Consider the following 21,909-nt stretch of genomic DNA (forward strand, 5'->3'; position numbering starts at 1 on the left):
TCACCCTACTAATATATTTCCTTCAGGATATTTTATTGAAGTTTTTTTTGTTTTTAATAATCCCATTGCAAGAGTTGCCGGCCCAACTCTTCCTGTAAACATTGTAAATGAAATTATAAGTTTTGATGCTGTAGAAAGATCCGATGTTATTCCTCGTGACATTCCTACAGTTCCAAATGCCGATACCGTTTCAAATAAAATATCTAAAAATTTAAATCTGTCCGTTTCTATTATTGTTATTGTAAGAGCAACTATAATAACTACTCCAAGTGATACTATTACTACAGTAAGAGCCCTTATAACCGTCTGTCTTGATATGGTTCTTTTAAATACAACAGTTTCCTTTTCTCCTTTTAAAGTAAAGTAAGTTGCAAAAATTAAAATTGCAAATGTTGTAGTTTTAAGTCCACCCGCTGTTGATGCAGGGCTTCCTCCTATAAACATGAGAATTATATATAAAAAAGCCGTTGCATCATGAACCTTTCCTATGTCAACAGAATAAAAACCCGCTGTCCTCGTTACAGTTGATTGGAAAAAGCTTGCCAAAATTTTCTGAGGAAAGTTCATTAAAGCTATTGTATCCTTATTTGTCCATTCAAGAACTAAAGTTATTATTGTACCGAAAATTAAAAGTCCTATAGAAAATATTATAACTACCTTTGAATGAAGTTTTAAATATTTAAAATTTCTTGTCTCGTAAATATCAAGAAAAACTAAAAAACCAAGCCCTCCCAATATTACAAGAAAACAAATAATAAGACTTACATAATAATTGTTGTAAAAAGGAGCTAAACTATCACCAAACAAGTCAAATCCCGCATTACAAAAGGCTGAAATTGAATGAAAAAGTGAAAATAAAATTCCCTTTTTTAATCCATACATTGGAACGAGGGCCAAAGAAAGTAAACTTGCTCCTATAAATTCAATTAAAAAGGTTATTTTTGTAACATATAAAAGCCATCTTACAATCCCCTTCATAGAACTTATATTTAATTGCTCACGAATTATAAGTCTTTGCTGCAAAGAAACTTTTTTTCCTAAGAGGACCACTCCAATGGAAAATATTGTCATAGTACCAAGACCGCCTATTTGTATTAAGGAAATTATCACAACATTTCCAAAGGCTGACCAGGTTAGCTGAGTGTTTAAAGTTGTAAGTCCTGTTACCGCCGTCGCAGAGCTTGCTGTAAAAAGCGCATCTACAAAACTGACTCCCTCTCCGTTTTTTGTAGAAATCGGCAAAGTAAGAAGAACTGCACCCAATAAAATTACAAAGACAAAAGATATTCCTAATAATATTGGAGGATTTTTTGATAATTTTTCGTAAAATTTTTTCATATACCTATTTTATCACTTGTTTAAATTAAAAAACACAATAAAAAAACTGCCTATTAAGCAGTAATTTTTATTAGTTATTTTTTGCAAGTTCAGCAATCTTTGCAAATCCTGAAGGATCATTGATTGCAAGCTCTGATAACATTTTTCTGTTAATTTCAACATTTTGTTTTTTAAGACCATTTATAAACTTTGAATAGCTTATACCGTTAATTCTGCAAGCGGCATTAATTCTTGTAATCCAAAGTTTTCTCATATCTCTTTTTCTTTGCTTTCTGCCAATATAAGCATAGCTTAAAGATTTCATAACAGCTTGGTTAGCCGGTCTGAATAATTTTGATTTTGCACCGAAATAACCCTTAGCTTGCTTTAAAATATTTTTATGTCTTTTTCTGGCGTTTACGCCTCTTTTAATTCTTGCCATTTTTAACCTCCATCATTAAGGAATCATATTATTGATTCTCTTTTGGTCTCCCTTAGAAATTATTGCGGACTTTCTTAATTTTCTTAATCTCTTTTGTGTTTTTTTGCCTGTTAAATGTCCTTTATAAGCAAAAAATCTTTTTATTTTACCTGAGCCTGTTCTTTTAAATCTCTTAGCAGACGCTCTGTGAGTTTTCATCTTACCCATGATATTCCTCCTTAATTTTCTTTATCTGTGATTGGAGACAAAAACATAGTCATGTTTCTGCCTTCCATTTTTGGCTTTTTATCTACAACACCGTACTCAGAAACAAGTTCAACAAACTTATCAAGAACTTCTCTTCCAATTTCAGTATGACCCATTTCTCTACCTCTAAAACGTACAGAAACCTTTACTCTATCGCCTTTTGAAAGAAATTCTTTTACTCTGTTGGCCTTAGTATTCAAGTCGTGATGTTCAATGCTCGGAGTAAGTCTCATTTCCTTTATACTTATAACATGTTGTTTTTTTCTTGATTCTTTCTCCTTCTTGATAAGCTCGTATCTGTATTTTCCATAATCCATAATTTTACAAACAGGTGGTTTTGCCTGTGGCGCAACCTTAACAATATCAAGTTTCTTATCAATTGCCATCTCAATAGCACGTCCGGTAGCAACGACACCTAATTGATTGCCGTCAGCATCAATAAGTCGTACTTCCTTATCTCTAATTTCTTCATTAATTTGAAGCTCTTTAATTTCTAAGCACCTCCATAAAAAAATAACGGGCATATAAGCCCGCAAAAATAAAAATAATCCAAAGAATATTTTAAAATAACCTTAAACCCTAAGCGTAAGGTGAGAAGCGGACTTCTTCTTTAAATACTTAACTAATATATACGATTTATTCTTTTTTGTCAAATGTTTTATTTATATTTTTTATAAATATTTTTTATGCTCTAGGTGAAGCATTTTTGTTTTATTTAAAAAACCTTAACAAAAAATGTTAAGGTTTAATTTATTATTTTACCTTTGATTGAAGGTAACTATATATAAAGTCGTCTAAATCTCCATCCATAACTCTGTTAATGTCTCCGACTTCTGTTGATGTTCTATGATCTTTTACCATGGTGTATGGTTGAAAAACATAAGATCTTATTTGAGAACCCCAAGCTATTTGCGAATAATTTCCTTGAAGATCGTCAATTTTTTCTTTTTGTTCCTCTTCTGCAAGGGCAATTAATTTTGCCTTTAACATATTCATTGCAGTTTCCCTATTTTGAATTTGGCTTCTTTCATTTTGACACTGAACTACAATTCCCGTGGGAATGTGTGTAATTCTTACTGCACTGTCTGTTGTGTTTACGTGTTGACCTCCTGCTCCACTTGAGCGATAAGTGTCAATTTTTAAATCTTCCGCCTTTATATCTATGTCGTTAACTTCATCAAGTTGCGGAAACACATCAACAGATGAAAAAGATGTGTGCCTTCTTTTATTTGCATCAAAGGGAGATATTCTTACAAGTCTATGGACTCCCTTTTCACTTTTGAAATATCCATAGGCATTGTCCCCTTTTATTAAAAGAGTTGCTGATTTTATTCCAGCTTCATCTTCTTTTAACATATCCAGTACTTCAACAGAAAACCCTTTTCTTTCTGCATATCTTGTATACATTCTAAGAAGCATATCCGCCCAATCTTGAGCTTCTGTTCCTCCTGCTCCTGCATGAATTGAAAGAACTGCATCATTTCCGTCATATTCACCGTTTAAAATTGTTTCAAGTTTAAATTCATTTGCTTCTTTTTCAATTTCATTCAGCTGATTTTTAAATTCATCATAGGCAGAATAATCTTCCTCAATTTCCATAAGAGTTAAATAATCTTCGGCACTTTCTATTAATTTCATAATTTTATTGTACTTTTCAATTTTTGAATTATAGTGATTGCTTTCTCTTATTATTTTTTGAGCTTTCTGTCCATCATTCCAAAAATCAGGCTCCATTTGAAGTTTATTTAATTCTTTAACTTTTTCTTTTAATTCAGATAAGTTAAAGAGATTCACCAAGACTTTCCACTAAGGTTTTCGCCTCATTTAGGCTTTCCTTGTCAAGGTAGATGTTTTGTTCCATTTTCATCACTCCTTTTCTAATATTATATTTGCAAAAATAACATTATGCAATTTTATTAATTTTAAAAAAATAATTTTTTTTATATTTTTTTATTTTTAGCAAATTTCTACTTAACATTGCTATCAATTTAAAGTAAAATATTATTTAAAATTTATTTATAATTTAAATTTTTTATGAAAAAGCTTTTAACCTATTACTAGGCTTAATTGATTAATGATAGATTTAAATTTATAATTAAATAAAGTGTATCATGCTAAAGTGAAATTAATTTCATTATAGCAGAGTATTTGCATATTAATGCTATATTTTACCTTTAGTAAAAATGATATAATAGATACAATATATAAAACAGAATGGAGTTATATAATGGACAAAGAAGTATTACTGGAAACCAAAGACCTTCATACGGCCTTTAGAATTGGCGATGAGTATTACGATGCTGTTGATGATGTAAATTTGTCCCTATATTCTGATGAAGTTCTTGCAATTGTAGGAGAATCCGGTTGCGGTAAATCTACTCTTGCAACTACAATTATGGGTCTTCATGATTTTAACTATACTCGTGTAAGCGGGCAAGTTATTTTTGAAGGTAAAAACATATTGGAAAATAGTGAGGATGAATATAACAAAATACGTGGCGGAAAAATCGGGATGATCTTTCAAGATCCTCTTTCAGCTCTTAATCCTCTTCAAAGAATAGGTGCTCAAATTGAAGAAGCACTTATTTATCATACTGATTTAGATGAAAAACAACGTTTAGAAAGAGTTGAAGAGTTGCTGACTCGTGTAGGAATTGAAAATCCTAAAAGAATTATGAGGCAGTTTCCCCACCAGCTTTCAGGAGGTATGAGACAAAGAGTTATTATTTCTATTGCTCTTGCTTGTAAACCTAAGATCATGATTGCTGATGAGCCAACCACTGCTCTTGATGTAACGATTCAAGCGCAAATATTGGACCTTATGCTTGATATTCAAAATGAAATTCATGCAGGTATTATTTTAATCACTCACGACCTTGGTGTTGTTGCACAAATGGCAGATCGTGTAGCTGTTATGTATGCTGGCGAAATTGTTGAGCTTGCAGAAGTTAAAGAACTTTTTAAAAATCCTTTACATCCTTACACAAGATCTCTTTTAAATTCAATTCCCCAAAAAGATTCTGAGTCTGAAGATCTTCATGTTATTCAAGGAATGGTTCCTACTCTTAAAAATTTACCAAGAAATGGTTGCAGATTTGCTCCTCGTATTCCTTGGATTCCAAAAGAAGCTCACGAAGAAAATACAAGCTTACATGAAGTAAGTGAAGGACATTTTGTAAGATGCACTTGCTATAAACATTTTAAGTTTGATTATGAGGTCTAATATGAGTTTAATTGAAGTAAAAGATTTAAAAATTCACTACCCCATTAAGGGCGGATTTTTTAATAAAATAATAGATTACGTCTACGCCGTTGACGGTGTAAATATGGTTATCGATGAAGGTAAGACAATAGGTCTTATTGGAGAAAGCGGCTCAGGTAAATCTACTATAGGAAAAGCTATTGTAGGTCTTGAACCTGTAACAAGCGGTGAAATTATTTATGAAAATAATGACGTAACAAAAAAAAGTGTTAGAAAAAGTATAAATTACAATAAAGATGTTCAAATGATCTTTCAAGATTCTATGAGCAGTCTTGATCCTAAAAAAAGAGTTATAGATATTATTGGTGAACCTATTCGTAATTTTGAAGATCTTTCAAAAGAAGAAGAGTATGACAGAATAATTGAACTTCTTCACATAGTAGGTATGCCTGCTGAATCTATCTATAAGTATCCCCATGAATTTTCAGGCGGTCAAAGACAAAGAATCGGAGTTGCAAGAAGTATAGCTTGCTATCCCAGATTGATTGTTGCAGATGAGCCTGTAAGTGCCCTTGACCTTTCAGTTCAAGCTCAAGTTTTAAATTACATGAAAAAAATTCAAAAGGATTTTAATTTAACTTATATTTTTATTTCTCACGACCTTGGTGTTGTAAGACATATGTGCGATTACATTTATATTATGCACAGAGGAAGATTTGTAGAAGCAGGCACTCGTGAAGATATTTATAATAATCCGAAACATATTTACACAAGAAAACTTATAGCCTCAATTCCAGAAACAGATCCCACTCTAAAAGAGGAATTAAAGGAAAAAAGAGCTGAAGTTGAAAAAGAATACAGTGAACAGTACAACCTATATTATGATGAAAACAACAGAGTTTATCCCTTAAAGCAAATTACGGATACTCATTATGTTGCACTTAGAAAGGGAGGGGAAAAATAATGTGGAAAACAGTTCTTCGTAGAATTCTGCTAATGATACCTCAACTTTTTATTTTAAGCGTTTTAATTTTTATTCTTGCAAAGTTTATGCCTGGAGATGCCCTTACAGGATCTATAGGTCCAAACACTGATGCAAGTGTAATTGAACAATTAAGAAGAGATTCCGGTTGGTATGATCCTTGGCATGTTCAATATGGAAGGTGGATTACAAATGCTTTTAAGGGTGATTTTGGAATAAGTACTCAGTATAAACAACCTGTAACAAGAGTAATAGGTTCAAGAGCTATAAATACTTTTAATCTTTCTTTATTTGCCTTGATCTTAATGTATATAATTGCTCTTCCCCTTGGCATATTTTCAGGAAAATATCAAGGTTCAAAATTTGATAAGGGAGTTGTTCTTTACAATTTTATTTCCTACGCTATGCCATCTTTTGTACTTTATTTATTTGCCATTTTATTTTTCGGATATACTTTAAAATGGTTCCCTACCATGGGTAGTGTTGATTCATCTTTAAATCCGGGAACTTTAAGTTATGTTTTAAGTAAATTTTATCACTTAATTATGCCTGCTTCCTGTATAGCAATTTTATCTACAACAGGAACCATTCAATATTTGAGAAATGAAATTATAGATGCTAAAACTGAAGATTATGTAAAAACTGCTCGTTCAAAGGGTGTTCCTATGAATAAGGTTTACACTCATCACATTTTCAGAAACTCCCTTTTACCTATTGCAGCCTTCTTCGGTTTTCAAATAACAGGTCTTCTTGGAGGATCTATAATTGCGGAATCAATTTTTAATTATCCAGGAATGGGCAATCTTTTTATAGATTCCATAGTTACAAGAGATTTTCCTACAGTTAATGCTTTAATTATGCTCTTCGGCTTGTTGAACCTCTTAGGTTCTTTATTATCCGATATTATTATGAGCATAGTTGACCCGAGAATAAGAATAGAATAGGAGGACATCATGAAAAAACAAAAAGATGAAATTTTAAAAACTCCTGCTTCTAATAATGCGGGTGAAAAAATGGAAAAAGATGATAAAGTTGAAAACCCTATGGGTTTTAAAGTAATAGTAAAAGAATTTAAAAAAGATAAAGTTGCCATGTTTTCTTTTTGGATATTTGTAATATTCTTTGCTTTTATTTTCATCACATCAGCTTTTATTAATTCGGAAACAACAACTAAGGTTGATATTTTTGAAAAATATGCTTATCCAAATTTCCAAAGCATATGGAATATATTCGGAAAAGAAGCCGGCGGTCGTAGTGTTCTTGCCCTTACTATTGTTGGTGCAAGAAACTCCATTTTAATAGGATTTGCCGTAACAATAATAACTACAATCGTAGGTCTTTTTGTAGGTCTTTTTGTAGGCTACAAAGGAGGAATTGTAGATTCTATAATTATGAGAATTGTAGATTTTATTTCACTTCTTCCGATTTTAATGATAATTATTGTATTTGTAACAATAGTTCCAACTTATAACGTTGTTACTTTTGTATTTATTATGAGTGTCTTCTATTGGATAGGCACTGCAAGGCTTGTAAGATCAAAAGCTCTTTCAGAAGCTAAACGTGATTATGTAAATGCTTCAAAGACTTTGGGAACAAGTGATTTAAAAATTATGTTTAATGGAATACTTCCAAATATTTCTTCAATCATAATTGTTGATTCAACTCTTGCCCTTGCAGGCAATATCGGTATAGAAACAACACTTTCCTTTTTAGGTTTCGGGCTTCCTGCCAATGTTCCTTCACTTGGAACTCTTATTGCTCTTGCAAGAAGACCTGAAATTATTCAAAGTAAATTATTTGTATGGGTACCCGCATCTTTACTTATATTGTTTATGATGCTGTGTATAAATTACATCGGTCAAGCACTGCGTCGTGCTTCTGATGCAAGACAAAGATTAGGATAACAGGAGGTATATTATGAAAAAAATCCTAAAGAAAGTATCTCTTTTTCTTGGACTTGCCATGTTACTGACTGCCTGCGGTCCCGCTTCAAGCGAAGGCAAATCTGCAGACACAAGTAAATTCCCGGAAGTTATAGAAAATGAAGGAGATGCTATTGATGGCTCAACTCAAACTCTAAAAGTTGCTTCAATAAGTGACTCACCATTTAAGGGTATTTTGCACCCATTCTTATATTCTGATAATAATGACTGGATGCTTATGCAAAATACTATGGCAGGAGCATTTCCTATTGATGATGAATTAAAACTTATAACAAATGATAAAACTACTCCAATTAATCTTTCATTTGATGAAAAAGCAAAAACTGCCACTCTTGAAATTAATCCTGATTTCAAATGGTCAAATGGTGATACAGTAACAACTGATGACATAATTAAAACTTATGAAATCACTGCTAACCAAGATTTTATTATTGCATCAAAAGCAACAAGATTTGATTCTGACCTTAAAAATGTCGAAGGAATAGTAGAATATAACCAAAAGAAAGCTGATAAAATTTCAGGACTTGAAAAAGTAAGCGATTCAAAGCTTATTATTCACTTTAAAGAATTTACTCCATCTATCCTTTGGGGCGGTGGAATTATAAGTGAATTCTCAAACGCTAAACAAGTTGAAGGAATTCCTATGGCAAAATTATTTGAATCTGATGCTATAAGAAAAAAACCACTTTCTTACGGTCCATATCAAATAACAAAAGTAGTTCCTGGTGAAAGTGTTACTTATGTAGCAAATGAACACTATATCTACGGTGCTCCTAAAGTTAAAAATCTTGAAATTAAAATTTTACCAGTTTCTCAAACTGTAGCTTCAATAAAAGCTGGAGACTTTGATATATATCTAAACATAGGCGCAGATGTATATAACGACCTTAAAGATTTAACCAACATTAAGCTTGCAGGTCACCAAGATCTTTATATGTCATACATGGGCTTTAAGCTTGGTAAATGGGATTCAGCAGCAAATAAAGTTGTAGTTGATCCTAATGCTAAAATGGCTGATGTTAATTTAAGACAAGCTATGGGTTATGCAATCGATAAAGATTCTATAGGCGAAAAATTCTATTATGGATTAAGAGGGAGAGCTACAGGACCTGTTATTCCTCTATATGGAAAACTTCATGATGAAAGTATAAAAGGATATGAATATGATCTTGATAAGGCTAAAAAATTACTTGATGATGCAGGATATAAAGATACTGACAATGACGGTTTAAGAGAAAATCCAAAGGGAGAAAAACTTACAATTAATGTAGCTTCTATGAGTGGAAATGAACTTTCTGAACCTCTTGCTCAATATTACTTGCAACAATTTAAAGAAATAGGTTTAGACGCAAAACTTGTTGATGGAAGACTTTTAGATATAAATAATTTCTATGACAGAGTTGAAGCTGATGATCCAGGAATTGATGTATTCTTTGCAGCTTTTGGTATGGCTTCAAACCCAGATCCTTCAAGCTTATACGGAGCAGAGGCACCTTTCAATATGCAAAGATACACTTCTGAAAAACTTGAAAGTGCTTTAAAGAAAATTGCATCTAATGAATCTCTTGATGATAAGGTAAGACTTGAAGCTTATCATGAATTTGAAAAAGCTTTAAACGATGAAGCACCTATGATTCCAATGCTATTCTCTTATGTTTATCTTCCTGTTAATAACAGGGTTAAACAATATAAATTCTTAGTATCTGATGACGGAAGTCACTGGGGATGGAATAACATAGAACTTACAGCTGAAAAACCACTTCCTTTTGAAGCAAAATAATTTTAAAAACAAATTAAAAAAGTCTGTTGAAATTCAACAGACTTTTTTTATAAAAACTATTTAAAAAATTTCATATAGTCAAAATTTTCTTCCCTTTTTTTGTCTGGGCTATCAAAAAAATCCTTAACTAATTTTTCAAAAGGTCGTCTTAACAATATAAGGCCTAAAAGGTTCGGTATTGCCATCATTCCATTTAGGGTATCCGTAAGTGTCCATATCTCTTTTAAGCCTCCCACAGAGCCTATAAAAGCCGCTGAGATGTATATAATCCTAAAGGGTATTGCTATATCTTTCTTAAATAAATATTCGCTGCATTTTTCTCCATAATAAGACCAACCAATAATTGTTGTAAAAGCAAAAAGAATAAGACCTAAACTAACTATATAGTGGCCTCCATTAAACCCTAAGTTAAAAGCTTGAGCTGTAAGGACTGCTCCTTCATATTGACTTGTTTTCCAAAGTCCAGATGAAATAACTACAAGGCCTGTTATGGAACAAACTACAATAGTATCCATAAAAACTTCAAAAACAGCCCACATACCTTGTTTAATAGGATGATCTGCACTTGAAGTTGCATGAGCAATAGGGGCTGAACCAAGGCCTGCTTCATTTGTAAATACTCCCCTGGCAATTCCAGACTTCATGGCAAGTTTTAAGTTAGATCCCAAAAAACCTCCACTAGCTGCTTGAGGTGTAAAGGCTGATGAAAAAATAAGTTTAAAAGAATTTAAAATATTATCTCTTAAAAAAAATAGGACAACCAGACCTCCTAAAATATAAATAAAAGCCATTAAGGGAACAATTTTTTCAGCAATTTCTCCTATTCTTTTTACTCCTCCAATAAGAACAAGGCCTAACAAAAAACAAATGACCATTCCTATTATGCTTTTGTTAATCTTAAGATAGGAATTTATGTTACATGCAATGGAGTTTGCCTGAGTCATGCATCCAATTCCAAAACATGCAGTCATGCCGAAAAAAGCAAAAGTTTTTGCCAAAAATTTATTTCCAAGGCCCCTTTCAATATAATACATAGGTCCGCCAACTTTTTCATTTTTTGAATTTCTTGTTGAGCTTGCAAGAGCAAGACTAACCTCAGCCATTTTTGTTGTCATGCCTACAAGAGCTGCAATCCACATCCAAAAAATCGCTCCCGGTCCTCCAGTTGTAATAGCAAGGGTTACTCCTGCAATATTACCTGTTCCCACTGTGGCAGCAAGGGCTGTTGAAACGGCTTGAAAGGGAGTCATATAGCCCTCTTTTTTATCAACTTTTTCAAAAATTTTTCCAAAAGTATTTTTTAATATAAAAGGAAATTTTCTAAAAACAATAAAATGACTGGAAAACATGAGAAAAATCCCCGTTCCCAAAAGTAATATTTGTGAAGGATAACCCCAAACTAGGGAGTTTAAAAAACTGTTAATTTTTAAAATATATGACATAAAATAGCTCCAATAAAAATTTATAAGTAATTTTACCACAAATCAATTTAAAGTGTTACTGTAATTTTTTATTTTTTTTAATTTTTTATAAAAAAAAAGGCACATAGGTGCCTAAAAAAATTCATTTTATTTAAGATTGTACCTGTCCCCTAAAATAGTTGTTTCTTTTGTCAAAATATCTTTTTCAACTAAATCATTTAATTTATCTCTAAAATCCTTTTCTGAAAAAGTCAAATTATAATGTTTTTCCAAATTATCCAAAATATTTGAAATATTATTAAGATCTATTGGAAAATAATTTTTTATCTTTTCCATTAAATCTTCAACTTCTTTATTTTTCATTTTATTTAACTCATCAAAAGGATTTTCCTTGTGAGGACTTTCAGTATTTGCATACCTTATTCTCACATAAGAAGTCCTTCCCAGTTGCGATGATGAAATAAATACATCGCCACTAGTAAGATATGGAAGTCTTTTTGCTTCTTCTGAAGAAATGTCCGTTTCTTCTCTTATGGTATCAATGTCTGAAGCCCTTACGGTTCTAAAAATAAATTTTGAATTTAATTGAGCTGTTATAGTTTCATCAAGAAGGGTTGGCCTTTGGCTTGCAAGAATTAAAAATACTCCGTATTTTCTTCCCTCTTGGGATATTTCCCTTAAAATTGATTTAGAAGGCGGATTCCATGCTTTTGGAGCAAAGTTGTGAGCTTCATCTGTAACTATAATAAAGGGCGGAAAATAATTTTTTTCCTCTCCAAAATTTAATGAATCTCTATAATCCCTTCTAAGGCTGTAAAGTTTATTTAAAACATAGGAGCTAAAAATTGAAATCATCTTTGTTGAGCCTTGAACTACTACAAGTTTTCCCTTTTTAATACCCTTTTCAATTTCAGAAATATCTCTGTTAAAAATTCCTGAATAAATTAAACTGTTAAGTCTCCAAGATACCCCCCTCAAGGAAGCGTTGTTTACTTTTTTATCATAGGTATTAAAAAGGTCCAGCATTTTGTTATATTTGTTGTATTGGTCCGGATCTTTTTCAGTAGAAAGAAGTTTTTCAATTTTTTCCTTTCCTAAATCTTGAGCTTCTATAAGATACTCAAGTCTCTTTCTAAAAGTTTCAATATTTTCTCCCCTTTTAAACAAAACATCAACTGCATTGTTCATGGATTCTGAAAGCTCTGAAACGCTGGAAAGTAAAATTTTTAAATCTCCCTGGCTTAAATCTTCAAATTTTATTCCTGTATTAACCCCAACTGTAAGACAAATAAATTTATCTTCAAAGGAATCTTCTCCAGTTAAATTTGAAAAATCCATTTCATAATGGGGATCAAGAACAAGGCCGGGAATTGATTTTTTCATAAATTCTTCCAGTAAAACTCTTAAACCGAAACTCTTTCCAGAGCCTGATCCTCCAAAAATTCCAATGTGAGGATATTCATGCATGGATCTGAAATTAAAAATAAAGGGCAGGTCCCTTTGTTCATGTATTTCTCCATCTTCAAAAGTTTTAAGTAAATTTTTAAATTTATCTGGGCTTCCAAGATATAGGTCATCAGTATTTTTTATAATTCCTAAAGTAAGTCCCTTTTCCTCATCGATAGGCGTAAGTAAATTTTTAACTTCATCAAATTCAGGAATTCTAACACTACTTCCCGCCAAAATTGGATAGAGGGCTTCTTTTAAAAGTCTAAGCCTTCCAATATAAATTGTATCTTTTGAAAGATCGTAGCCCATGGCGGTTAAAGATGCTATAACTGAAGAATCTACAAAATCTCCCCCTATTTCAAGGGGAATAAATTTGTTGTAAGTTTGAGCTTCTATAATTTCTCCTATTAAAGGTCCTTGAGCCTTATCATCAACAATTAAAAATTCATTCATTCTAAAATTTCTGTCTTTTGAACCTATAAATACACTTGTATTACTGGTGGTTCCAAGAACTTTCATAGTATCTTTCAATTTCTCTTATCCCTTTCTGAAATAAAAAATCTTTCGTAATATTGTCTGTCCAATTCGCTTTCCAAGATTTTATTTAAAATATCATCTGTAATTTTAACTTCCTTATCCACTATATCTATTAAAAGAGGGACTCCCCTTGAATCTTTTGGAGTTAAAGTATAAACAAGGTTTGCAATTTTTTTAAGCTTTTCTTCAGTTCCATCAACTAAATCTATTCCCACAGCTCCAGGATAATTTGAAGTCCTTAAAAAACAAGAGCTGAAGCCATAATCTTTAAATTTTTCATTAACAGTATTTTTAATAAAAATTCCCTCTCCAACCTTTAGTCTACCGAAAAGAATTTCCCTGTCATAAAAATCTTTTGAAAATTTTAAGGCTTTAGATATAATATCCGTTTTAATATCCTTAATAAGACCGAAAACCTCTGTATTATTTTCCCTTGCTGTACTTATTAAAAGCTCAAGCTTTTCTTTCCCATAGATATAATATCTTACAAGACCTCCATCCATCATAAGGATTTGAGGTTTAAATTTTTCCACAGCTTCCCTTGCAGTTTCAAGTTCAATCTCTGCAAGAAGCTTTTTGGATTTATCTTCATTTTGATTTTTTTCTTCTGAAAGAATAGGGGTATAAACCATATTTTTTATAAGCCTTGAATTATCCGTTCCAAGACCTAATGCCCTATAAAGTTCAATGTAATGAGGATAATTGCCCCCTGCCCTGTTTACTGAACCATCTACTGTAATTAATTTCCCAAAGTTTTTAAGTTGGTCTTCTTTCATTTTTTCAAGATCTAAAATTTGGCCCACCTTATCAATAATTAAATTTCTAAATTCTAAATTTTCCATTGAAAAAATTGCAGAATATTTTTCTTTAATGGACCTATTTATATTTTTTACCTGATCTCTTAAATTTTCATAAGTCATAAGTCTAAACTCTCTTTATAAACTGCATTTTTCTTTAAATTAAACTTGTCAGCAACTTCTTTTACTGCTTGAGAATTTGTCATTCCCTCATCTATTAATTTTCTAAGCTCTTCTTTTATATCAAGGGTAAAAACCTCTTCTTCCTTAGAGCCTTCAACTACTATAACAAATTCTCCCTTTTCTTTTATTTGTCCTTCTAAAATTTCTGAAACCTTTCCTCTTAAAGTTTCCTCATAAATTTTTGTAAGTTCCCTTGAAAGGGAAATTTTTCTGTCCCCTAAAATTTTTTCAATGGATTTTAAAGTTTTTATAATTCTGTGAGGAGCTTCATAAAAAATAATACTTGACCTTAAACTTTTTAAACTTTCAAGTTCCTTTTCTCTTTTTCCCTCTCTTGAATCTAAAAAACCATAAAAATAAAAATGTTCCGTATCAAGACCTGAAGCAACAAGAGCTGTAAGAGCAGCATTTGGCCCTGGTAAAACTGTAAATTCAATATTTTCTTCAATAAGTCTTTTAACAAGTATAGCTCCTGGATCACTTATGCCCGGCATACCCGCATCTGTTATTAAAGCTATGTCGCTTTTTTTTGCCAGCTCTACTAATTTTTCCGACTGTTTTATTTCATTAAATTTTTGATATTGTATAAGTTTTTTTTCAATTTCAAAATGTTTTAAAAGTTTGCCGCCTATTCTCGTATCTTCACAGGCAACATAATCCACGCTTTTTAAAACTTCCAATGTTCTTAAAGTTATATCTTTCAAATTTCCTATTGGGCTAGGACAAAAATAAATCATCTTTCATCACCATAAATACTAATTAAATCTTCAGTCATCTTTCCATCTCTATATAAAATTAAATCTCTTTCGATTTTTAAGGAAATATTTGCTCCCTTTTTGGCCTCTATTAAAAATATTTTTGCATCTGCATTTTCAGTATTTCTCACAAGTTTAAGCCTCTTAGGTTCAAGTTTATTTGCCCTTAAAATACTTATAAGTTCAGCTAATCTATTTGCTGGAAATACCATATTTATTGAACCCTTAAATTTTAAAGTTTTTACAAGAGAAGCTACTATCATGTTTAGATCATCTGAGTGCCTTGCATCTTTAGTTGAGTCTTTTGATTTTAAAGATTTACTAAAATATGGAGGATTAAATATAATTGCATCAAATTTCTCATTATATTTTTCCCACAGGTCTTTTAAATCACAATTAATTATTTTTATTTTTTCTATTTTATTTTTTAAAATTGATTTTTTAAATAAGTCCAAGGCATTTTCATCTTTATCAACTCCGTAAACCTCTTCAACCCTATCTATAATTCTAAGGGATAAAATTCCATTTCCGCATCCTGCATCTAAGATAAGTCCCTTTACATTAGCAAAACTTGACAAAATAATGGAATCTGTACAATATCTAAAGGCATTTTTTCCTTGATATATAAAATATTTGCTCCCTGGCACAATATCTAAACTTAATAAATTATTATCACACATAAATACATTTTATCATCAGGCAAATTCTTTTTAAAGAAAACAATTACTAGTACGGTAATATCATTATCATTATTTGTGATAATAATCACATTTAATTTATTAAAGCTCTATTTATCGCCATTTATCTAATTTGTAATTGTTATCAATTATTGAAATAATTCTTAAATTATTGTAAATTTGATAATGCAATGTTATAATTAGTCCGTAAGTAAATAAAAAATAATTAATGGAGGTATTTTATGGCTCATATTATTACAGACGCTTGTATAGCTTGTGGCGCTTGCCAACCTGAATGTCCAGTAGGATGTATTTCTGAAGGCGACATCTATGTAATTGATCAAGATCAATGCATCGATTGTGGCGCTTGTGCAGCAGTTTGCCCAACAGGAGCAGCTCAACCTGAAGCGTAATAAAAAATAAAAAAAGACGATCTTTTTAGATCGTCTCTTTTTTTATGTCTTTTTCTCCAATTTTAAAAATCGTAAATATTATTGCCAAGATAATTGAAGGTATAACCCAAACAAAAGGTCCAAAACTTTCTGGTAGTAACCTTCTTATAAAAAAGTAAGGTTCTATTTCTTTTCCAAAAATTCCTGAAATAATTCCCAAGGAAGGAATTATTGCTCCTATAACAGCACCTATTTGTGTTGATCTTTTTCCTAAAACTTCTTTAAAAATACTTGAAAAAATTAAAACAATTACTACAGGATAAAGAGAACTTAATATTGGAGCTGAAACAGCCACAATACTATCTACTCCCGTTACTGCAAAAAATCCTGAAAATAAACTTGAAATTATTACAACTAAACTGTAAGGCAGCTTTCCTTTTGTAAGATTATTAAAAAATTCTCCAACTGTTGCAGTAAGACCTATTGCCGTTGTAAGACAAGCTAAACTCATAGCAATAGCAAGAATTAAGTTACCCCAATATCCAAGAAGCTCTCTTGTTGTATAAATTAAAAATTCACTTCTACCCATCTCTGCAAGGTTCAATGAAGATGCAGTTGCTCCCATATATAAAAGTCCACTATAAATTATAGATAGACCTATTGCTGCAATAATTGCAGATTTAACTGTGGAAGATAAAATTATTTTTTCATCTTTAATACCTTCGTTTCTATATCCGTCAATGATTATTTTTGTAAAAACTAAAGCTGCAAGAGCGTCCATTGTTTGATAGCCTTCAATAAAACTTGAGGTAAAAACAGATTTAAGTTCAAAGTTTTTTAAAGGTCCAAGAGGGCTTGAAATAGCTTTAAATATTATAAGTCCTAAAACTATTAACAGAATGGGAGTTAAAAATTTGCCCAAACTATTTACTATTTTTTTAGGTCTTAGTACAAAAAATAAGACTATTGCAAAAAATATAAGAGATGAAATTAAGGGATTTAAGTCTTCTAAAATCGAACCTTGAAATATCTCATACGTTGTTGCTGCAGTTCTTGGAATGGCAAGGCCTGGTCCTATGGCAATTAAAATAATTGTTCCGAAAACAGAAGAAAATTTTTCTCCTATTTTATTTGCAATGTTATCAATAGTTCCACCTGCTCTTACTGTTGCAATTACTCCAAGCATTACAAGACCTACTCCTGTTGTTAAAAAACCCAAACTTGCCGGGATAAATTGGTATCCCACATTTCTGCCTAAAACCGGTGGAAACAATAAGTTGCCTGCTCCGAAAAACATTGAAAATAATGCGAAGCCCGAAAATAGTATATTTCTTTTATCTTTCATATCTTCTCCTTAATTTGATTTATGCTCTTATGCTATAATAACACTTGAGGTGAAATATGGAAATAACAAATCAGTTATCAAAAGAACTGAATATAGATTTGAAAAAAATAGAAGACACTATAAAACTTTTGGATGAAGGTAATAGTGTTCCCTTTATTGCAAGATATAGGAAAGAAATAACCGGCGGATTAAATGATGAAGAGCTTAGAAAACTTGAAGAAAGATTAAATTATTTAAGAAATTTAAACAGCAGAAAAGAAGAAATTTTAAGACTCATTGATGAGCAGGGAAAATTAACACAAGAAATAAAAAATGATATAGAAAATGCAGATGTTCTTTCAAGTCTTGAAGATATATATAGACCCTTTAAGAAAAAGAAAAATACTCGTGCAAGTATCGCTAAGGAAAAAGGCTATGAAATTTTTTCAGATATGATCTATAAGGGCCTTGACCTTGAAGAAATCTTTAAAGAAATAGATGCTTTTATTGAAAAAAATAACTCCATAGAAAACCCTAATGAAATTTTACGGGGCGCCTGTGATATTATAGCTGAAGACATTTCTGATAATCCCATGTATAGAAAAACTATAAAAACTCTATCAAAAAGATTTGCTTCTATAGTATCTCAAATAGGCAAAAATCCTAACGACATTTACAAAATGTATGAAGATTTTTCAGAACTTATAAGAAATATCCCAAGTCATAGAATCCTTGCCTTAAATAGAGGCGAAAAAGAAGAAGCCTTAAAAGTAAATATAGTCTTTCCTGAAGAACTTATCTTTAATAATATAGCCATGGATTTCTTAGACGGAAAGCTTACTGATCTTAAAAGTGAAATCCTAAAAGATGCTTTAAAAAGATTGATCCTTCCCTCTGTAGAAAGAGAGCTTAGAAGCGATTTAACAGAAAGTGCCGAAAATGAATCTATAGAATTATTCGGACTTAATCTTAAAAATCTACTTATGATAAGACCCCTTAAAGATAAAGTCCTAATGGCTCTTGACCCAGGTATTCGTACGGGAACGAAAATGGCAATCTTAGATAAAAATGGAAAATTTTTAGATAATGATGTTTTTTATATTGCCGGTCATCAAGGTAAAAATGAAGAGAATAAAATATTATCCTACCTTGAAAAATATAAAGTTCAAGTAATTGCCATAGGAAATGGAACAGCTTCAAGAGAAGTTGAAAGTTTTGTGGCAGATGTACTTAAAAAAAATAATTCAGATGTAAAAAGAACTTTTGTAAATGAAGCAGGTGCTTCAATTTATTCAGCTTCCAAAGAAGGGACTGAAGAATTTCCTGACCTTGATGTAACTGTAAGAGGGGCAATAAGCATAGGAAGAAGACTTCAAGATCCCCTTGCAGAACTTGTAAAAATTGAACCCAAACATATAGGAGTCGGTCAATATCAACATGACCTCAACCAAAAAAAATTAAACGAAAAACTTTCAGGAGTTGTTGAAGATTGTGTAAACACTGTAGGAGTAAATTTAAATACAGCCTCAGTTTCCCTTCTTTCATATGTTTCCGGCATAAGCAAAAGTATAGCTAAAAATATAGTTGCTTACAGAGATGATTTTGGTTCTTTTAAAAATAGAAAAGAACTTAAAAATATAAAAGGTCTCGGTCCAAAAGCCTATGAACAGTCCGCAGGCTTTTTAAGAATCTTAGGTGGAGATGAACCTTTAGATATGACCGCAGTCCATCCTGAGAGCTACGAGATTGCCCGTAAACTTAAGGGAAATGAAAAAGCCAACCAAGACCTTGCCCAAAGTTTAAACGTGGGCTTATACACCCTAAGAGACATTTTAGAGGAGCTTAAAAAACCAGGCCGTGATCCTAGAGATGAACTTGAGCCAGTATTTTTAAAAAGTGGTCTTTTAAGTATTGAAGATTTAAAAATTGGAGACAAACTAAAGGGTACTGTAAGAAATGTAGTTGACTTCGGTTGTTTTGTAGATATAGGTTTACACGATGACGGACTTGTTCATATTTCCAACTTATCTGAAAAATTTATAAGGCATCCTTCCCAAGTTGTAAGTGTTGGAGACATAATTGATGTAGAAGTTGTTGAAATTGATAAAGATAGAAATCGTATAGGTCTTAAAAAAATTAAATAAAATATTTTTTATTAAAAAATGCAAAACTAAAATGTTAAATTATAAAGTTTTGCATTTTTATTTTTGCTTTTGTCAATAAAGTTTTTTTATGTTATAATAGTTTTCTGAAGTTTGGAGAGATGACCGAGCGGCTGAAGGTGCACGCCTGGAAAGCGTGTATACGAGAAATCGTATCAGGGGTTCAAATCCCCTTCTCTCCGCCAGTTTTAAATTTGCCGTGCTAAATGGGGAATTAGCGATGCCTTGTAACCTGCAATTCGCTGTAGCAGGATTGAAGCCTTATGGAGGATAAATTTTTGTATAGTCAGCCCCATAAAAGTGGTGTTGAAGATTGGGTCCTACGCAACGAATGCTCATGAACCGTGTCAGGTCTTGACGGAAGCAGCACTAAGTGAGAAGTTTCGTGTGCCGTGGGAGTGCCTGGTTGGAGCTAACTCTATGGGTACCGTGTATGAATTTTATTCGATATAAGGTGCACGGCTACATAAAAACACAGATTTTAAGATCTGTGTTTTTTTAATATTTAAATTTCTTATGCATTTCTTATCTTTTACAAATTTATCTACATTTACAATAGATTTAAGGCTGTGAAAGATTATTATTACTTTTTATTTTTTATTAACCCATTTTAAAAACCCTGAATTTTTTTCCTATTTCCATTAAGAATTAATATAAGTTCATCTTTTAAAAATACCCCTTCTATTTAAATTTTTAAGTAAAGTAATAAAAATAAAAAACCGGAGACATCAATGTCTCCGGTGAAAAATTATTTTATAAACTTATTAGAAATCTTATTTTTCTTTATAAATTTGAAGCCAATCTTCATCTACTAAACCATTTACTCTTCTTTCGAATTGATGGTCATTAGTTGCTTCCATGATTTCATAGTAAGCCCAATGAGTACTATCTAAGTCACTGAATCTAGAAATCATAGTCGGATTTGCCAATTTTTCTTTAAGTCCTACAATATCAACTGATCTTTCCATTAGACTGTTTGCAATCTTAACTGCTTCAGCTCTTGTGATAGGAGCATCTGGTCTAAATGTTCCATCAGGATATCCGTTTATTCTGCCATTTCTAAAAGCTTGGTTGATAGCAGCTTCTGCCCAATGACCCTTAACATCTTTAAAGGTTGCAACTGCTGAATTAGGTTTATCTATATTCATGATCATTTGTGCAAACTCTGCCCTTGTTATCTTAGCATTAGGTCTGAAGTTTCCATCCTTGTAACCTTTCATGATTCCATTTTTAAATACTGCATTGATTGCAGATGTGAACCAACCGGTCTTTGAATCATTAAACATAGGTGCACTTGTGTCGTTTAAGCTGTAGCCTTTAAGTCTTGAAATCATAGCAGCTGCTTCAGCTCTAGTAATGTTATTGTTTGGACGGAATGTTCCATCAGGATAACCGTACATATAAACTTCGTGGTATCCTCTTTCGTGAACTTCTTGTTCTTCTTTCTTAACTTCTATATCCTTGTAGGAGAACCATCCAGATATATCTCTGTCTGTATTTCCTGGATAAGGAGTTTGTCCACCGGAATTAATATCCTTAACGGTCTTATCCGGACTTAATTTTCCAATAACTTTTCCATTTGCATCTTTTACAGTTACTGTTCCGTCATTACCTACTTCAATTGTTGCATCTGCTGGTAAGTCTGGATTTGCTTTCTTAACTGCATCTTCAACAGCTTTCTTTTCTTCTGGTGTTAAGTTAGATGGGTCTTTTACTTCAACTGGTGTAGTTGGAGCGTTTAGTGCTGGCTTAACAGTCTTGTCTGCTGGAATTGTACCAATTTTATTGCCATTTGCATCCGTTACTGTTACTGTTCCGTCATCTGCTACGTCAATGTTTGCACCTTGTGGTAGATTTGGATTTGCTTTCTTAACTGCGTCTTCAACAGCCTTCTTTTCTTCTGATGTTAACTTAGATGGGTCAGCTACTTCAACTGGTGTAGTTGGTGCTTTGATTTTATCTTCACCTGGAGTCTTTGCTGTGTCTTTACCTTCTTCTGTTGATGCGTTTCCAGATTTATCGGTTGCTTTTGCACTTACTTCTGTGCCATCTTTAACTTTGTCTGCTGGAATTGTAATTACTCCTGTGTTTGTATCTACTGTTGCGTCTGATCCGTCTGGTACTGACCACTTGCCATCGTCATCTTTTGTTGCTGTAACTGTCTTGTCGTTTCCATTGTTGTCTTTGTATTTTACAGTTACTGTCTTTGTATCTTCATCTTTTGGTGGTGTTACTGTTACGCTTCCATCATCTTTTGCTTCTACTTTTGGTGCTCCTGGTGCTGTTGTGTCTGGTGTTGT

The 21,909-nt window shown here is 32.0% G+C and carries 19 protein-coding genes, 1 tRNA gene and 1 other RNA gene; 9 read left to right on the top strand and 12 right to left on the bottom strand.

The window, feature by feature from the left end:
• From J2S72_RS06810 to prfB, 5 genes are all read right to left on the bottom strand, one after another.
• The gene (locus J2S72_RS06810; RefSeq protein ID WP_023055674.1) at window positions 1-1,338 is read right to left on the bottom strand and encodes a TrkH family potassium uptake protein; all 1,338 of its coding nucleotides are present in this window, start codon (window positions 1,336-1,338) and stop codon (window positions 1-3) included.
• Between the two features lie 70 nt (window positions 1,339-1,408).
• Entirely contained in the window at window positions 1,409-1,759 is a 351-nt protein-coding gene (rplT, locus tag J2S72_RS06815; protein WP_023055688.1) for a 50S ribosomal protein L20, read from the bottom strand.
• A gap of 15 nt (window positions 1,760-1,774) precedes the next feature.
• On the bottom strand, window positions 1,775-1,966 hold the full coding sequence (gene rpmI, locus J2S72_RS06820) for a 50S ribosomal protein L35 (protein ID WP_023055682.1): 192 nt from the start codon (window positions 1,964-1,966) through the stop codon (window positions 1,775-1,777).
• An 11-nt stretch (window positions 1,967-1,977) separates the two neighbouring features.
• Window positions 1,978-2,529: a translation initiation factor IF-3 gene (gene infC / locus J2S72_RS06825; RefSeq protein WP_307495224.1), complete on the bottom strand. Its 552-nt coding sequence runs from the start codon at window positions 2,527-2,529 to the stop codon at window positions 1,978-1,980.
• A 229-nt stretch (window positions 2,530-2,758) separates the two neighbouring features.
• Window positions 2,759-3,866 (bottom strand): peptide chain release factor 2 gene (gene prfB / locus J2S72_RS06830; protein WP_307495225.1). Its coding sequence is split into 2 segments (ribosomal slippage): window positions 2,759-3,787 and window positions 3,789-3,866, totalling 1,107 coding nucleotides; the frame shifts between segments, so codons are not numbered across the junction.
• A 366-nt stretch (window positions 3,867-4,232) separates the two neighbouring features.
• Here prfB and J2S72_RS06835 point away from each other — a divergent pair.
• The 5 genes from J2S72_RS06835 to J2S72_RS06855 are packed head-to-tail and all read left to right on the top strand — an operon-like array spanning window position 4,233 to window position 9,912.
• Window positions 4,233-5,228: an ABC transporter ATP-binding protein gene (locus J2S72_RS06835; protein WP_023055680.1), complete on the top strand. Its 996-nt coding sequence runs from the start codon at window positions 4,233-4,235 to the stop codon at window positions 5,226-5,228.
• A gap of 1 nt (window position 5,229) precedes the next feature.
• On the top strand, window positions 5,230-6,171 hold the full coding sequence (locus J2S72_RS06840) for an ATP-binding cassette domain-containing protein (protein ID WP_307495226.1): 942 nt from the start codon (window positions 5,230-5,232) through the stop codon (window positions 6,169-6,171).
• On the top strand, window positions 6,171-7,133 hold the full coding sequence (gene opp4B, locus J2S72_RS06845) for an oligopeptide ABC transporter permease (protein ID WP_307495227.1): 963 nt from the start codon (window positions 6,171-6,173) through the stop codon (window positions 7,131-7,133). Before J2S72_RS06840 ends, opp4B begins: the two co-directional genes overlap by 1 nt.
• Before the next feature lie 9 nt (window positions 7,134-7,142).
• Entirely contained in the window at window positions 7,143-8,093 is a 951-nt protein-coding gene (locus J2S72_RS06850; RefSeq protein WP_307495228.1) for an ABC transporter permease, read from the top strand.
• 13 nt (window positions 8,094-8,106) lie between these two features.
• Window positions 8,107-9,912, top strand: a complete 1,806-nt coding sequence (locus tag J2S72_RS06855; RefSeq protein WP_307495229.1) for an oligopeptide ABC transporter substrate-binding protein — start codon at window positions 8,107-8,109, stop codon at window positions 9,910-9,912.
• 56 nt (window positions 9,913-9,968) lie between these two features.
• Here the strand turns inward: J2S72_RS06855 and J2S72_RS06860 are convergent, their stop codons facing one another.
• From J2S72_RS06860 to J2S72_RS06880, 5 genes are all read right to left on the bottom strand, one after another.
• A complete protein-coding gene (locus J2S72_RS06860) occupies window positions 9,969-11,354 on the bottom strand; it encodes an alanine/glycine:cation symporter family protein (RefSeq protein ID WP_307495230.1) in 1,386 nt (461 codons plus the stop codon).
• Between the two features lie 126 nt (window positions 11,355-11,480).
• Window positions 11,481-13,301, bottom strand: a complete 1,821-nt coding sequence (locus J2S72_RS06865) for an ATP-binding protein (protein ID WP_307495239.1) — start codon at window positions 13,299-13,301, stop codon at window positions 11,481-11,483.
• A gap of 8 nt (window positions 13,302-13,309) precedes the next feature.
• Window positions 13,310-14,239 (bottom strand): DNA double-strand break repair nuclease NurA, encoded by a 930-nt coding sequence (locus J2S72_RS06870; RefSeq protein ID WP_307495231.1) that lies wholly within the window; start codon window positions 14,237-14,239, stop codon window positions 13,310-13,312.
• A complete protein-coding gene (rsmI, locus tag J2S72_RS06875; protein WP_307495232.1) occupies window positions 14,236-15,036 on the bottom strand; it encodes a 16S rRNA (cytidine(1402)-2'-O)-methyltransferase in 801 nt (266 codons plus the stop codon). The genes J2S72_RS06870 and rsmI overlap by 4 nt, the downstream gene beginning before the upstream one ends.
• Window positions 15,033-15,734 carry a tRNA1(Val) (adenine(37)-N6)-methyltransferase gene (locus tag J2S72_RS06880; protein ID WP_307495233.1) on the bottom strand — a complete coding sequence of 234 codons (702 nt, stop codon included), beginning with the start codon at window positions 15,732-15,734 and terminating at the stop codon, window positions 15,033-15,035. Before J2S72_RS06880 ends, rsmI begins: the two co-directional genes overlap by 4 nt.
• Before the next feature lie 239 nt (window positions 15,735-15,973).
• Between J2S72_RS06880 and fdxA the strand changes: the two genes are divergently transcribed.
• Entirely contained in the window at window positions 15,974-16,144 is a 171-nt protein-coding gene (gene fdxA / locus J2S72_RS06885; protein ID WP_023055678.1) for a 4Fe-4S ferredoxin, read from the top strand.
• Between the two features lie 25 nt (window positions 16,145-16,169).
• On the opposite strand, the gene brnQ is transcribed toward fdxA, so the two are convergent.
• Window positions 16,170-17,468: a branched-chain amino acid transport system II carrier protein gene (brnQ, locus tag J2S72_RS06890; protein WP_307495234.1), complete on the bottom strand. Its 1,299-nt coding sequence runs from the start codon at window positions 17,466-17,468 to the stop codon at window positions 16,170-16,172.
• Between the two features lie 56 nt (window positions 17,469-17,524).
• On the opposite strand from brnQ, the gene J2S72_RS06895 reads away from it, so the two are divergent.
• From J2S72_RS06895 to ffs, 3 genes are all read left to right on the top strand, one after another.
• Entirely contained in the window at window positions 17,525-19,591 is a 2,067-nt protein-coding gene (locus J2S72_RS06895) for a Tex family protein (protein ID WP_307495235.1), read from the top strand.
• A gap of 113 nt (window positions 19,592-19,704) precedes the next feature.
• Window positions 19,705-19,794, top strand: a tRNA-Ser gene (locus J2S72_RS06900).
• A 12-nt stretch (window positions 19,795-19,806) separates the two neighbouring features.
• Window positions 19,807-20,071, top strand: an RNA gene (gene ffs, locus J2S72_RS06905) — signal recognition particle sRNA large type.
• Window positions 20,072-20,382: 311 nt separating this feature from the next.
• Here ffs and J2S72_RS06910 read toward each other — a convergent pair.
• The coding region (locus J2S72_RS06910) for an S-layer homology domain-containing protein (RefSeq protein ID WP_307495236.1) at window positions 20,383-21,909 on the bottom strand (1,527 nt) is incomplete at its 5' end.

Origin of the sequence: Peptoniphilus koenoeneniae (assembly GCF_030812875.1) — a bacterium.
Taxonomy (GTDB): Bacteria; Bacillota; Clostridia; order Tissierellales; family Peptoniphilaceae; genus Peptoniphilus_B; species Peptoniphilus_B koenoeneniae.

Excerpts from the sequence above, each read along its gene's own strand:
- rsmI (WP_307495232.1), bottom strand. The coding sequence starts at position 15,036 with ATGATTTATTTTTGTCCTAGCCCAATAGGAAATTTGAAAGATATAACT.
- infC (WP_307495224.1), bottom strand. The coding sequence starts at position 2,529 with ATGCCCGTTATTTTTTTATGGAGGTGCTTAGAAATTAAAGAGCTTCAA.
- J2S72_RS06870 (WP_307495231.1), bottom strand. The coding sequence starts at position 14,239 with ATGACTTATGAAAATTTAAGAGATCAGGTAAAAAATATAAATAGGTCC.
- rplT (WP_023055688.1), bottom strand. The coding sequence starts at position 1,759 with ATGGCAAGAATTAAAAGAGGCGTAAACGCCAGAAAAAGACATAAAAAT.
- fdxA (WP_023055678.1), top strand. The coding sequence starts at position 15,974 with ATGGCTCATATTATTACAGACGCTTGTATAGCTTGTGGCGCTTGCCAA.
- J2S72_RS06895 (WP_307495235.1), top strand. The coding sequence starts at position 17,525 with ATGGAAATAACAAATCAGTTATCAAAAGAACTGAATATAGATTTGAAA.
- J2S72_RS06810 (WP_023055674.1), bottom strand. The coding sequence starts at position 1,338 with ATGAAAAAATTTTACGAAAAATTATCAAAAAATCCTCCAATATTATTA.
- J2S72_RS06835 (WP_023055680.1), top strand. The coding sequence starts at position 4,233 with ATGGACAAAGAAGTATTACTGGAAACCAAAGACCTTCATACGGCCTTT.
- J2S72_RS06855 (WP_307495229.1), top strand. The coding sequence starts at position 8,107 with ATGAAAAAAATCCTAAAGAAAGTATCTCTTTTTCTTGGACTTGCCATG.
- J2S72_RS06865 (WP_307495239.1), bottom strand. The coding sequence starts at position 13,301 with ATGAAAGTTCTTGGAACCACCAGTAATACAAGTGTATTTATAGGTTCA.
- J2S72_RS06880 (WP_307495233.1), bottom strand. The coding sequence starts at position 15,734 with ATGTGTGATAATAATTTATTAAGTTTAGATATTGTGCCAGGGAGCAAA.
- J2S72_RS06850 (WP_307495228.1), top strand. The coding sequence starts at position 7,143 with ATGAAAAAACAAAAAGATGAAATTTTAAAAACTCCTGCTTCTAATAAT.
- opp4B (WP_307495227.1), top strand. The coding sequence starts at position 6,171 with ATGTGGAAAACAGTTCTTCGTAGAATTCTGCTAATGATACCTCAACTT.
- brnQ (WP_307495234.1), bottom strand. The coding sequence starts at position 17,468 with ATGAAAGATAAAAGAAATATACTATTTTCGGGCTTCGCATTATTTTCA.
- rpmI (WP_023055682.1), bottom strand. The coding sequence starts at position 1,966 with ATGGGTAAGATGAAAACTCACAGAGCGTCTGCTAAGAGATTTAAAAGA.
- J2S72_RS06860 (WP_307495230.1), bottom strand. The coding sequence starts at position 11,354 with ATGTCATATATTTTAAAAATTAACAGTTTTTTAAACTCCCTAGTTTGG.
- J2S72_RS06840 (WP_307495226.1), top strand. The coding sequence starts at position 5,230 with ATGAGTTTAATTGAAGTAAAAGATTTAAAAATTCACTACCCCATTAAG.